Here is a 13,848-nt window from a genome sequence, read left to right as displayed (position 1 = left end):
ATCCTTATTTTCTGTTTAATTACTTATTAGCTATCCATTCAAACACTTTTTGCTCGTCAATTACATCATTTGTTTCACTAAATCCACCGCGATTTTTTAGGGGCTCTATTGCTGAAGCAGCAATATTAATACTATTAGGTTTAGCATATTTTTGCATATGTCCGGCTATATCAATAACCCGATCGCTGACTTGCTCAAGTGGCATCTCTTCATCAAAATAAACAAAACCGGCGTTTATACCACAACGAATTTGAAATTCCCTCTTGATTTTTTTTTCACTAGCATTAAATATTTTTAACTTATCAAGTAGAGTGATTGCTGCCTTGACCGCATCATCAACGGTGCGAAAACAACTCATAATTCCATCAGGAGTCATTGCAAATTTCAACACCCCACTTTCATTAAGGCTTTCATTAACAAGGTGGTTGTAACGATCAAAATCGTAAGCAGCAATATATTTGTCTTCATCCCGCTTCATACCTGTAGAGTCAACAACATCAATGGCAAGAAACGCAAGTTGCTGTCCCATACTATCAAGCTTCGTTTTTAAAATAGCAAACTCGCGAAGTATTTTTTTCCTATCGCTAGCTTTGCTTGTGTTTAAAGCTTCAAATTTGCTATCGATCTCCTTCATTTTATCCTTTGATACAACGCGACTGACCTGGTTACGCCATTTGTAATAGGTTTCTTTTTCATGGATACGTCGCAACTTTCCCTGTAATTTTGATCGCAGCACTACACAAATATGAGCCAAGATAAGCATCAGGAATATAAGGATAATCTCACTGTAATCCGCCTCTTTATAACGATAGGGCATTGCCATTTTAATTTGGTCGGTGAATGGCTTACTTAATTGTTGCTCTAGATTATTTATTTTTACTAAAGTGGGATATTGCCCGATGTTTTCTACGAATTGAGAGATAAAAGCAATAAGTAAAAGAAAAACGAAAAGAAGTATACATATTCTTAGGAAACTGACGAGGTACGCCAAGGAGTTCAAAAAGAATGCTTTCATTTTATTCGGCCTTTTGTTGTTAGCTCCGTGTATTAACTGCCCTACTACCTACTTCTTGAACCTATAAACTATTCTCATACCTCATCCCACATTCGGGATGACATACGGGAGATTTTGTTAATTATTATAATAATAGGCTTTATTGGGAAGATTTGTGAATAAAATAAAAATGAATTTGTTGGGCCAAAGCCCAACCTTCTAATATCCCTCTGGCAACGACATTAAACTCGCGTTACCTCCTGCTGCCGTGGTATCAACAGTATAAGTTCGTTCATGACATAAGCGCAGGAGATAATAGGGTCCTCCTGCCTTTGGTCCTGTGCCCGATAAGCCTTCTCCACCAAAAGGCTGTAAACCAACAACAGCACCAATCATATTACGATTTACATAGCAATTTCCTGCATGAATTCGTTTTCTAATATATTCTACAGTATGGTTAATTCGGCTGTGGATCCCCAAGGTCAAACCATAACCTGTATTATTGATCTGCTCAATAACGTCATCAAGATTTTTACGTTTATAACTAATAACATGTAGAACAGGACCAAAAACTTCCTTTTCCAGGGCAGCCATATTATCTATCGCAATTGCAGTAGGAGGCATGAAATACCCAGATTCACACTCCTCCGACAGTTTACATTGATAAATAATTTCGTATTTTTGTTTCATCGCGTTTACATGCGCTTTCAACCCTGATAAAGCTTCATTATCAATAACTGGCCCAATATCAGTAGAAAGCCAACGAGGATCTCCGACTTGTAATTCAGCCATTGCCCCTTTTAATAAATGAATCATGCGCGGGTAGATTTCTTCTTGTACAAATAAAACCCGTAAAGCAGAGCATCGTTGACCAGCACTACCAAAGGCAGAAGTAATTGTATCAATCGCAACTTGCTCTAATAAAGCAGAAGAATCAACTAACATTGCATTTTGCCCACCAGTTTCCGCGATAAGAGGAATAATTTCTCCTCCGCGAGTCGCCAGTGTTTTGTTAATATGAGCAGCCGTTTGCGTTGAGCCAGTAAAGATCACTGCTTTAATACGCGGATCAGCGACCAATGCAGCACCTACGGTTTCACCATTTCCAGGTAATAATTGCACCACCTCTGTAGGGATCCCCGCTTGATGCATTAACTGCACAGCAAAACAAGCGATTAAAGAGGTTTGCTCAGCAGGTTTAGCAATCACACAATTCCCTGTTACTAAAGCTGCAGCCACTTGCCCCGTGAAAATAGCTAAAGGAAAATTCCATGGACTAATACAGAGAACGACTCCACGACCATGTAAACTAAGTTCATTTAATTCACCGGTATAACCATGAAGTTTCATAGGCTTGGCCATTAATTTTTCTGCCATCATTGCATAATAACGGCAAAAATCGACGGCCTCGCGAATTTCTGCAACACCATCACTCCAGGTTTTACCTGCTTCTAAACAAGCCATCGCCAGTAATTCAGGCATCTTTTCTTCTAAAAGATTGGCAAAACGTTCAATACAAGCTATTCGCTCAATGACTGGGGTTTGACACCAGCTTGGGAAAGCGCGTTCAGCATGGGATAAAGCCCAATCAATATCCTGTTGAGTGGAATCACTCACCCGACCTATTGGCCGCTCAGGGTTTTGTGGTGATAAGACTGAGCGCTCCACTTCTCCACCTTGCTTTCCACCGGCTAAAAGTGGTTTAGCAAACCAATGAGAAAGATCCATATCAATATAGCGTTGCTGTAATTTGGCAACTACCTCCCGATCAGTAAAATCAATACCACTCGAATTTTTTCTCCCTGGGACAAAAATAGATGCAGGTAAAGGAATATTTTGATTGATTTTACCCAATAAATGACTCGCTTTGCTTACCGGATCTTCTACCAATGTAGAGATGGGTGCTTTTTCGTCGACAATTCGGTTTACAAAAGAAGAATTCGCGCCATTTTCTAATAAACGGCGAACTAAGTAAGGTAATAAATCTTCATGAGAGCCAACTGGTGCATAAATCCGGCAAGGGATTCCTAAACGATTCGCAGGTACAATTTGCTCATAAAGTTCATTACCCATACCGTGTAAACACTGAAACTCAAAATCGCGATAATTACCAACGATATTGAGAATCATTGCCACAGAATAAGCATTGTGGGTAGCAAATTGAGGATAAATCGCATCAGTCATCGTCAGCAGCTTTTTAGCGCAAGCCTGAAACGAGACGTCGGTAAATACTTTTCTCGTAAATACAGGGTATTCAGAAAATCCCTGCATTTGCGTTTTTTTAATCTCGCTATCCCAATAGGCTCCTTTAATTAAGCGCACCATCATACGGCGCTGTTTTCCTCTCGCCAAATCAGCAATCCAATCTAACAAATAGAATGCTCGTTTTTGGTAAGATTGCACTGCCATTCCAAAGCCTTGCCAACCATGCAAGCTATCATCGTTGAATACGCGTTCTATAATATCGAGCGAGAGCTCAAGTCGTTCGGATTCTTCTGCATCGATAGTAAGAGCAATATCATATTCTTTAGCTAATTGAGACAACTCCAATAATTTAGGGGGCAACTCCTCCATAACTCTCACACGCTGTGCTTCTTGATAACGAGGATGCAAAGCAGAAAGTTTGATGGAAATACCAGCACGTTGGTAGATATGGATATTTTTATCAACGCTGGCGCCGATTGCTTTGATTGCTTCTTTATAAGCATCAAAATAACGGTCGGCGTCAATCATCGTGAGGGCTGCTTCGCCAAGCATATCGTAGGAATAACGGTAACCTATAGCTTCTTTTTTCTTTGCGCGCGATAAAGCTTCGCCAATTGTTCGCCCAGTCACGAATTGTTTACTCATGATGCGCATTGCCTTGTCTACTGCCTTACGTACGACGGATTCACCACTACGGTTGAGCAATTTAAATAAGGTTTTTGATAACATGGAATCTGCTTTTTCTGGCGTGAGCACTTTTCCTGTTAACATTAAAGCCCAGGTTGTTGCATTCACAAAAAAAGAATCACTCTGACCCCGATGCGATTTCCAATCAGCAGTTGTCAATTTATCTTTTATTAAACTATCGATGGTTGCATTGTCAGGTACGCGCAGCAACGCTTCTGCCAAACACATTAATGCAATCCCTTCATCGCTTGATAAAGAGTACTCGGTAAGAAAAGAATCGATACCCGTGCTTTTTTTACGCTCTGCGCGTACCTGTTCAACGAGAATTGTTGCTTGATTGCGAGTAGCATTGATCTGTTCACTATCTAACTCAGCATTTTTTATTAGTTCGGTAAGTACGGTTAGTTCATCAACACGGTAAGCATTATTTATTAGTGCGCGAGCACCTTGCGGAAGTTGTGCTGAGTATCGCTCAAGCATGGTGTAATCTCCAATCCAACAGGTCAAAAAATATCAGGCGATAATAATTCAGAACATCTCTAATTGAAATGTACCGGTAAGTATTTTACCAAATCTATAGCCCTTATGTCGCCTATTCTCGCAGAATAAATGATCAATTTATAGCCAAAACAGATCTATTTGTGTTAATATTGCACTTTTTTAATACTGTTAAATCGGTGGAATTAAGACTAGATAGATTTTTTTACAAACTTTTTGTGTAATATTTATTCTGAGATTATAAGCTTATCTTTTTCTAACTTTCTGAATTGGATAATATTTCACCCTAATGGGCAATCACTTCTCTTGTAATTTTACATTTGTGTTACTTGTAAATATAATCACCATCCGTATGTATACCTTATTTCCGACGTTTAACAAGAAAAAAGGAGTGTTATGAGTACAATATTAAGCATACTTTCTGCAGCGTTTTTTTCGACAGGTCTTTCACACAATGCAATTCCCACTAAAACGGGCTTTGATGTTAACCAACATGTTCAGCACCTGAGTCAAATAGCGCCACAGCTTAACAAACAAGTTCTTAAGCTCGCATTAACAGCCTATAAAAAAGCAGCCGACAAAGGGGCTGTAAAAAAACCCGTTCTCACTGTTATTGATTATTCCCTGCCTTCTAATAAGCAACGTATGTGGGTTTTTGATGTCAATAGCGAGCGACTTTTATACAATACCTATGTTGCTCATGGCAGAAATTCAGGAATGGACACTCCTACTCATTTCTCAAACGCCCCCTCCAGTAAAGCAACAAGTCTCGGTACCTATGTTACCAGCGATACTTATATAGGTTCTAAAGGCTATTCATTAAATTTACAAGGCCTGGAGCGAGGATTTAATGACAACGCTTACAGCAGACGTGTGGTTATCCATGGTGCCTGGTATGTAGAGCCTGATTTTATTAAAAAAGCTGGCCGCGCTGGCCGCAGTTGGGGCTGTCCTTCAATTGCTAAAACCCTAGCTAAGCCTGTGATTAATACGTTAAAAGGCGGCTCTGTAGTTTTTGCTTATTATCCTGACAGTTATTACCTATCCCATTCCGGCTTTGCCACTGTATAAATCCTGACGGAGAGAGGATGATTTGCATCCTCTTTGTTCTTCTTGAGAAACTATCTCATTGTCAACGTAAACACTATCTCAGCACCCCGGCTTCCTGAGCCTAAGTCATCCAAGTATGGCGAAGGATCTTCGGCAATATTGGGACCTTCTTCTCTGTGCTCGAAATCTGAGGCATCTCCACGAAGTTATTGTCATCCCTGCTTTGACTCGCGCTGGGCTATACTATAAAAAAGTAAAGCCAGGGTATTAAACCTGGCTTTTCGCAGTCTTCCGTCAGAACATCCTGTTCCGACATCATCCTTGACTATCATATCCCTATGATTAAAAATCCTTTTAAAAAGCCTCAAATCCCTTGAAGCCATGTCTAAAATTTAGCAACTAGAGTGCTGCTTTGCAAGACAGTATGTCACGGTTAAGACGAAATGTCTTTTTCTTATAAAATAGCTTAATCAATATAATTCAATAGGTTAGTTATTCTAAAAGAATAATTACCAAGCTATAACTACTGATTTCTTGAGGTAATTTGAGAAATCTCTTGGACTAAACTAAGACACGAAGATCGAAAAAAGCTAGATTGAAAAATAAATACTATGGTTTATACAACAATTAATCATATAATTCGTAGCAAAATTGTCACCAACTAGGGTAAACCAGCCCTTGATAAACATATTGATTGTGGTAGTTTAACAACATTCATTGCTATGGAGTACAAGCATGACCCAGCAGAGTGAAATCGTCAAAAAAGATAAGCTCCAAATTATCGATTGGTTAATTGAGCATTTTCCTTGTGCTTTTTTTAAAAAAGGAAGCCAGGTTAAGCCATTACAGATCGGTATATTTGACGAAATTATTGATTTTTATGAACGCTTAGATAGCCCACCTTTTAGTAAAAAAGCATTACGAGAAGCACTGAGTTACTATAGCTCATCCCCTGCTTATTTAAATTGTCAGAAAGCCAACACCGCTCGTGTTGATCTTTTTGGTAATGAAGTGGATGTAGTGACAGAAGAGCAAGCAAAATACGCTCATCAACGCTATCAGCAACGTTATGTTGAAAAGAAAAATCAAGAGTAATACCTCTCAGACACTGTTGTTATCCTTGCAATTTTGCTATCAGGCTTTGCAAGGATGACAACTCAATCGCATGAGACGGGTTTAAAACAAGCAAGCAAATAATTGACATCCACCGACTCTTTAAGCCTAGCTGTACGGCTTAAAGGATTGTAAGCTATCCCTGCGATATCTTTGAATTCAAGCCCCGCTTCTCTGATCATGGCTGCTAACTCACTGGGTTTAATAAATTTTGCAAAATCATGAGTTTGCCTTGGCAAGATTCCCAATACGTATTCTGCTGCAACAATCGCGGTTGCATAGGCTTTTAAAGTTCTATTGATTGTCGATAAGAAAAGATAGCCGCCTGGTTTTAACAAACGCGCACAATGATTAATTACCAATTGGGGATTATTAACATGCTCTAGCATTTCCATGCAGGTTAGGACATCAAAAGCATTTGCCTCATAGTCTTCCACAGGTGAACAAACATAATTGATACTGAGTTTGCTGAGATTTGCATGCGCTTTCGCAGCTTCTAGTGCATCCATTTCAACATCTAAACCTGTGACTTGCGCTTTTTCTGCTGCCATTCCCTCGCATAAAATACCTCCGCCACAACCCACATCGAGAACGGTTTTCTGTTCAAGCTTAAGGTGATTTTTAATAAATTCAAGACGAGCAGGATTAATATCATGCAAAGTTTTTAAAGGGCCTTCTTTATTCCACCAATGACTAGCATGTTGAGCAAATTTAGCAACTTCTTGAGGATCTACTGTTGATTTATTCATGGCAACTCAATAAATCTAAAGGTTTGAAAAATTCCAACACTTTAGGATTAGTAATAAAACTTAAATTGTAAGGGTGCTCGGCAATTAAGCAAGGAAAAAAGATAGATTCAGGAATTTGTTCTGCAATTCGTCCAAATAAAATCAACTCTACCTTTTGCTCTCTCTTAGCTAATTGACAAAGTAGACTATGCATAAAAGGCTGCCATTGGCGTGCGTGAAACCGCACCTTGTCTTCAGCATAGACTAGCGACGCATTTAAAAGTAAAAACCCTTTATTAATTATGTTGCCAAACAATTGCTCAGAAGTCTGCCAATATTGAGATTTATCGAGAGCAGCGATTGCTGGTTGGGAACAATCTTGTTGTAAATCCCCCCGAGCAATAAGCAGCATTTTTATTATATTGCGCAAAGAAGTCGCACGATTGACTTGCTTACTAAGTCCAGTATTACTCCACAAGGCATGAACAGCTTCATCCCAAAACGCATAACCATTGGCGGATTCTGGCCGTGGGTAAGGTGATTCGCCAAGTAAGATATATTTCGTTTTACTTAATGGCTGGCTAAATGCAGCAAATAAAGCAGAATAGCCTGGCAGCCAGTGTTGACTATTTTTTAATTGCCGCAAATATTCCTGTTCCACATGCAACAACGCTTGATTAAGTAATTCATGCCATTCTGGATGAGTATTCTCAATAAGATGATGCACAAACTCTCCCTTAAATCTAAATGAGCTAAGCATCATAACTGATAAAGGCCAGGCATCCTAGTTGGTTAAAAACATTTGTTTTTGGTCGTTTATAATTCAACTTCATATTTTCTTAAGCCTTCTTCGATAGAATAATTTATTTAACCTATTCAACGGGCTTAAATTATGCTGATGAATACCTATAAAATAGCAAAACCAAGAACTAAAGGTATCTATAATTACTCTTGCTACACTTATTTAAACATGCTGAAAATACCAGCTTCAGTATTTGAGAATTTTGATATGCTAGCCCCCTCTCTTGCTTATCAGTTAAACCATTTGAAACTGCAGAAAAATTACAATCCCCATTTTAGTTATATCGAACTCTATGACCAATTTTTTTCAGTTGTTAATGATAATATCGATAGAATTTTTGACAAACGAAGAGCCGAACTTCTCAAAGAACTCGCAAGCATTAATGGCCGTAAAAATTTTGTCAGGAAAAATAAAGAAAACCCAGAATACTTGTTATTCCTGAAAGATGCCGATGAGCATTCGACCCCTGAATACGAACAAGAAATTCACCAACAGCTTGCGCAATTAAATCAATTTATTTTTTCTGTTTTCGATTCAAAGTTAACGGCTTGAGATCACAACTTGAACTAATCTAACAACCAAAGTTGCGTATGCCGCTAATTTCCGCTAATGTCATAGATAGTTTTTGAGTAAAAGTGATCCGCTATGACAAAGGACGTTCTGCATTTTTTAAATCCCCGTAAACAAACCATGGTGGAGCAATTACACCAATTCTGCGAAATTAACTCTGGCACTGAAAATTTACTGGGCCTAGCCCTAATGCACCAACATTTAAAAGAGGTATTCACCCCTCTTGCTGATCAGGTTGAAACACTGCAACTTCCCTCCATCACCACGATGAATATGGCAGGTGAAATCAGTATACAACAATGTGGCGATGCGCTTTTTATTCGCAAACGTCCTGAGTTGAAGCGACGTATTCTACTCTCTGGCCATATGGATACTGTTTATGGCGTTAATCACCCTTTTCAAACTCTGACTTATATTAATGATAATCAGATTAATGGACCCGGTGTTGCGGATATGAAAGGTGGCTTGCTCGTTATACTGCATGCGCTCTCCGCTTTTGAAGAAACCCAACAGGTAAAAAACCTTGGCTGGGATGTATTAATCAATGCTGATGAGGAAATTGGCTCTCTAGCATCTAGTTCGCTTTTTGACGAATTTGCGAATCTTTACCAAGCGGCTTTGGTTTATGAGCCTGCAATGACTGCCAGTGGTATCTTAGCTAAAAATCGGCGCGGCAGCGGCAAATTTACCCTGGTAGCAACAGGCAAATCGGCGCATGTAGGACGAGATTTCAGCGAAGGCCGCAATGCAATCTGCTATTTAGCCGAAGTCATTACCGCAATTCATGCACTCAATCAGTACAGCCATAGCCAGGGTATTACAATCAACGTAGGTAAAATTGCAGGCGGTGACGCCATCAATATGGTTCCTGATAAAGCGGTGGTCAAAATAGATGTGCGCGTCTCTAAAACTGAAGATGAACATTGGGTGAGGGAACAACTTAATAAAATCCTCAATAGTATGAAACGCGAAGGTTATACTTTAACTATTCATGGTCATTTCGGCCGACCTGTTAAACGGGTTTGCCCGGCTACCGAACGCTTATTCTCACGCATTCAAAAGTTAGGACAGGTCTTAGGACTCTCCATTGATTGGCAAGATAGTGGCGGCTGTTGTGATGGCAATAATCTAGCCCGTCATGGTCTCCCTGTCCTTGATACTCTGGGCGTTCGTGGCGGTCATATCCACAGTGCAAATGAGTTTATTTTGCTAGATAGTCTAGTCGAGCGCTCAGCACTCACTGCACTTTTACTTATGGATTTAGCCGCTGGTGGTCTTGAGGATCTCAAAAAATGATGCTCCTACGCAGCGCTCGAAAGTCGGATTTAGATGCTATTTTTCATTTAGCCGAGCACTGCGGTATTGGGATGACAACCCTACCTAAAGACAAAGAATTACTAGCTGCTCGCCTTGACTGGGCTTGCAAATCGTTTAAGAAAGTTGTGAATTCGCCAGTCCATGAATACTACTTATTTGTTTTAGAAGAGCCCGAATCAAACAAAGTGGTTGGTACCTCTGCCATTGAATCGGCAATAGGTTATGAAGTGCCCTTTTATTCTTATAAACTCTCAAAACGCACCCGCATCTCTCACGCGCTCAATATTCGTAGCGATTATGAAATCCTAACGCTAGTAAACGATTATCAAGGTGTCAGTGAAATCTGTACCCTCTTTTTAGAACCTAACTTCCGCCACTGCCATAATGGATTGCTGTTATCACGTGCTCGTTTTTTATTCATGGCAAATTATCCAACACGTTTTGCCTCAACAGTCATAGCAGAAATGCGCGGTGTATCTGATGATTCGGGCCATTCTCCATTTTGGGACAATGTGGGGCGACATTTTTTTCACATGCCTTTTCCTGACGCGGATCGTTTAACCATTTCTACTAATAAACAATTCATTGCTGATTTAATGCCAAGGAATTCTCTTTATATAAAATTGCTAGATCCTTCTGCGCAAGCTGTGATTGCTAAACCCCATCAATCCACTGCACCGGCAATGAACATCTTACTCCATGAAGGGTTTCGTCATAATGGCTACGTTGATATTTTTGATGCCGGACCTACCATCGAAGCTCAGCGTTCACAAATAAAAACAATCTCGGCAAGTCGCATTATGACCATCAAGAATATCAGTGACGAGGTGAGCTCCAAACGATATTTGCTTGCGAATACTCAACTCAATTACCGTGCCACTATCAGTCAAGTCATTTTTAATGAGTTGCAAGGCTCTTGTATTATCTCTAAAAAAACCGCACAGCTTTTAGAGGTTAAGCCAGGCGATTGCTTACGAGTAGCCCCTCTACAAGTTGAGCATCTCGAACATCAGCGACCAAGTGAGTAAAACATGAACATTCCTCAACAACCGAGCAAAACAGCGGATCATTATATCGATGGCCAGTGGATTAACGGTCAAGGTGAAAATTTTATTTCTAAAAATCCCGCGGATAGTTCTATTCTATGGCGAGGCCGCAATGCAACCAGCGAAGAAGTAGCCTTAGCCCGCGAGGCTGCTCATTTAGCCCTTCCTTACTGGTCTTCGCTTAAGCTCGAAGCGCGTACTCAATACTTGCAACATTTTGCACAAGAAGTCGAAGCGAGACGCAAAGAGTTAGCCTTTCTCATCGCCCTAGAAACAGGCAAACCTTTATGGGAAGCCCAGACCGAAGTGAGTGCTGTCATTAGTAAAGTGACTTTATCAATCCAAGCCTATCAAGAGCGGAATGCAGAAAAGCAAGCTAACCTTCAAGAAGTCAACGCCTGTTTACGTTACAAGCCCCATGGCGTTGCAGCAGTACTTGGCGCTTTTAATTTTCCTGCTCACCTCAGTAATGGGCATATTGTGCCCGCCCTTTTAGCGGGTAACACGGTCATTTACAAACCTAGTGAACTTGCTCCCGCTGTCGCGCAATTTATTATGCAATGCTGGCATGAAAGTGGCCTTCCTAAAGGGGTTCTTAATTGTGTACAGGGCGATGGCGCTTGCGGAAAAGCACTCTTAGCTTCCGATGTACAAGCCGTTTATTTCACAGGAAGTTATAAAACAGGTCAGCAAATTCATCAACATTTTAGTGCTAAACCCGAGGTGATCCTCGCGTTGGAAATGGGAGGGAATAATCCACTCATTATTGATGAAGTTAAAAACCTCAATGCCGCCGTTTACCACAGCATACTCTCATCCATGATAACTGCAGGACAGCGTTGCAGTTGTGCCAGGCGGCTTTTTGTGCCCAACACCCCCAAGGGGGAGCGATTTTTAAAACAGTTTATTAAAAGTTGCCAAGCACTGCGCGTGGGCAAATTTAATGACCAACCAGAGCCGTTTATGGGGCCAGTTATTAACTTTGAACATGCAAAAGCACATCTGCAGGCTCAGCAAAAACTTATTCACCTAGGAGGTAAATCGCTATTAATGATGACATCATTGGCAGAAAATACGGGCTTCCTGACTCCGGGGATTATCGACATGACCGAGGCATCCAAAGCTCCAGATGAAGAAATCTTTGCTCCCTTTGTGCAAATCTATCGCTACAATGATTTTGATGACGCGATCGCCCTAGCGAATCAAACACGCTATGGTTTATCGGCCGGCTTATTGTCCGATAGCCCAGAGCGCTATCAACAATTCTATAAGCATATCCGTGCCGGTTTAATTAATTGGAACAGGCCAACCACCGGAGCAGTCAGTAATCTACCTTTTGGCGGAGTGGGCTGTAGCGGAAATCACCGCCCTAGTGCCTATTTTGCGGCGGATTATTGTTCCTATCCTATTGCCAGCTTGGAACAAGCTCAATTATCGACGCCAGAAGAATTATTGCCTGGCATACACTTGGAATAATAATGCAGGTTTATGAGTTAAATCTAGATGGTCTAGTCGGCCCTAATCACAATTATGCCGGCTTGTCGGCAGGCAATCTTGCCTCCGCGTGTAATGCGCTCAGCGCTTCAAATCCGCAGGCAGCAGCCTTACAAGGGATTGCTAAAATGCGCTTACTGCACCGCATGGGACTAAAACAAGGTTTATTACCCCCTCAGCAGCGCCCTAACTTAGAGTTACTCTATCAATTGGGTTTTACCGGCTCACCAACACAACAGGTTGAAAAAGCTTATCGTACAGCCCCTGAGCTTCTAGCGGCTTGTTATTCCGCTTCTGCGATGTGGACCGCTAATGCGGCCACCGTTTCTCCTAGTTTAGATACCGTAGATCATCGGCTGCATTTTACTGCAGCTAATCTTATTTCCAATCTACATCGTCATCAAGAAGCTGATTTCTCTTATACATTGCTGAAAAAAATATTCAACAACGAGAAATTTTTTAGCCATCATCAGCCTCTTCCCAGAAGTTTTACAACCAGTGATGAAGGAGCGGCTAATCATAGTCGTTTATGCCGCTCTCACAATACGCCAGGAATTCATCTATTCGTTTATGGCAAAGAAAGCTTAAAAACTTCGGCGATTGAAGGCCCGTTTAAATATCCCGCTCGCCAAACCTTAGAAGCTTCACAAGCAATCGCCCGTGCTCATCGATTAAATCCCGATAAAGTTGTTTTTGCGCGGCAAAATCCCAAAGCAATCGACCAAGGAGTTTTTCATAATGATGTCATTGCTGTTGCCAATGAATCTCTTTTATTCCTCCATGAGGAAGCCTTTGTTCTCCAAGCCGACGTGCTTAAAGAAATCCAACTCAAAGCAGATTTTCCTGTGCAAGTGATTAGCGTTGATAGTCAGCGGATTAATTTGACAGAAGCAGTGGCAACTTATTTGTTTAACTCTCAGGTCATTACCCTACCCAAGGAACCTCAAAAAATGGCCTTTATTGCGCCGGTGGAGTGCCAAACTAACTCTAAAGTCAAAAACTTGCTTGATGAAATCATTGAGAACCAGGACAATCCTATCTCCTGCGTGCATTATCTTGATCTCAAACAAAGCATGCGAAATGGCGGTGGTCCTGCCTGCCTTCGGTTAAGAATAGCTTTAACGGAAGAAGAGTTAATGGCAATGCATCAAAACATTTTGGTGACGGATTTATTATTGGATCGCTTAGAAACTTGGGTCATGCGCCACTATCGTAGTCAATTGAATGCCGCTGATTTGGCTGATCCTAATTTAATTGATGAATGCTTATCTGCCTTAGATGAGCTCAGTAAAGTGCTTAAGCTAGGTGCGATTTATCCCTTTCAATGCGAAATCAATGGCTAAT

Annotated in this window: 11 protein-coding genes; 7 read left to right on the top strand and 4 right to left on the bottom strand. The window is 40.8% G+C overall.

Annotated elements, in window-relative coordinates; genetic code table 11:
- Positions 1-19 precede the first annotated feature (19 nt).
- Both Lnau_RS05620 and putA read right to left on the bottom strand, forming a co-directional pair.
- Positions 20-1,015, bottom strand: coding sequence for a hypothetical protein (locus Lnau_RS05620; protein ID WP_058504160.1), 996 nt, complete (start codon positions 1,013-1,015; stop codon positions 20-22).
- Positions 1,016-1,213: 198 nt separating this feature from the next.
- Positions 1,214-4,366, bottom strand: a complete 3,153-nt coding sequence (gene putA / locus Lnau_RS05615) for a bifunctional proline dehydrogenase/L-glutamate gamma-semialdehyde dehydrogenase PutA (RefSeq protein ID WP_058504159.1) — start codon at positions 4,364-4,366, stop codon at positions 1,214-1,216.
- Between the two features lie 414 nt (positions 4,367-4,780).
- Here putA and Lnau_RS05610 point away from each other — a divergent pair, with 414 nt between their 5' ends.
- Both Lnau_RS05610 and Lnau_RS05605 read left to right on the top strand, forming a co-directional pair.
- A complete protein-coding gene (locus Lnau_RS05610; protein ID WP_058504158.1) occupies positions 4,781-5,455 on the top strand; it encodes a murein L,D-transpeptidase catalytic domain family protein in 675 nt (224 codons plus the stop codon).
- A gap of 714 nt (positions 5,456-6,169) precedes the next feature.
- Positions 6,170-6,529, top strand: a complete 360-nt coding sequence (locus Lnau_RS05605) for a ProQ/FINO family protein (protein ID WP_058504157.1) — start codon at positions 6,170-6,172, stop codon at positions 6,527-6,529.
- A gap of 62 nt (positions 6,530-6,591) precedes the next feature.
- Here the strand turns inward: Lnau_RS05605 and ubiG are convergent, their stop codons facing one another.
- Together ubiG and Lnau_RS05595 are read right to left on the bottom strand one after the other, a co-directional pair.
- Positions 6,592-7,296 (bottom strand): bifunctional 2-polyprenyl-6-hydroxyphenol methylase/3-demethylubiquinol 3-O-methyltransferase UbiG, encoded by a 705-nt coding sequence (gene ubiG, locus Lnau_RS05600; RefSeq protein ID WP_058504156.1) that lies wholly within the window; start codon positions 7,294-7,296, stop codon positions 6,592-6,594.
- Positions 7,289-8,002 (bottom strand): uracil-DNA glycosylase family protein, encoded by a 714-nt coding sequence (locus Lnau_RS05595; protein ID WP_238585922.1) that lies wholly within the window; start codon positions 8,000-8,002, stop codon positions 7,289-7,291. Before Lnau_RS05595 ends, ubiG begins: the two co-directional genes overlap by 8 nt.
- A 165-nt stretch (positions 8,003-8,167) precedes the next feature.
- Between Lnau_RS05595 and Lnau_RS05590 the strand changes: the two genes are divergently transcribed.
- The 5 genes from Lnau_RS05590 to astB all read left to right on the top strand — a co-directional run bounded on the left by Lnau_RS05590 (position 8,168) and on the right by astB (position 13,847).
- Positions 8,168-8,629, top strand: coding sequence for a hypothetical protein (locus Lnau_RS05590; protein WP_058504154.1), 462 nt, complete (start codon positions 8,168-8,170; stop codon positions 8,627-8,629).
- A 93-nt stretch (positions 8,630-8,722) separates the two neighbouring features.
- Positions 8,723-9,943: a hydrolase gene (locus tag Lnau_RS05585; RefSeq protein ID WP_083503777.1), complete on the top strand. Its 1,221-nt coding sequence runs from the start codon at positions 8,723-8,725 to the stop codon at positions 9,941-9,943.
- Entirely contained in the window at positions 9,940-10,992 is a 1,053-nt protein-coding gene (locus Lnau_RS05580) for an arginine N-succinyltransferase (RefSeq protein ID WP_058504153.1), read from the top strand. The genes Lnau_RS05585 and Lnau_RS05580 overlap by 4 nt, the downstream gene beginning before the upstream one ends.
- A gap of 3 nt (positions 10,993-10,995) precedes the next feature.
- The gene (astD, locus tag Lnau_RS05575; RefSeq protein ID WP_058504152.1) at positions 10,996-12,486 is read left to right on the top strand and encodes a succinylglutamate-semialdehyde dehydrogenase; all 1,491 of its coding nucleotides are present in this window, start codon (positions 10,996-10,998) and stop codon (positions 12,484-12,486) included.
- Between the two features lie 2 nt (positions 12,487-12,488).
- Positions 12,489-13,847 (top strand): N-succinylarginine dihydrolase, encoded by a 1,359-nt coding sequence (gene astB / locus Lnau_RS05570; protein ID WP_058504151.1) that lies wholly within the window; start codon positions 12,489-12,491, stop codon positions 13,845-13,847.
- The last annotated feature ends 1 nt before the right edge of the window (position 13,848 follow it).

The organism is Legionella nautarum (assembly GCF_001467895.1).
Classification (GTDB): Bacteria; Pseudomonadota; Gammaproteobacteria; order Legionellales; family Legionellaceae; genus Tatlockia; species Tatlockia nautarum.
This window is presented reverse-complemented; position numbering and strand designations above follow the sequence as displayed.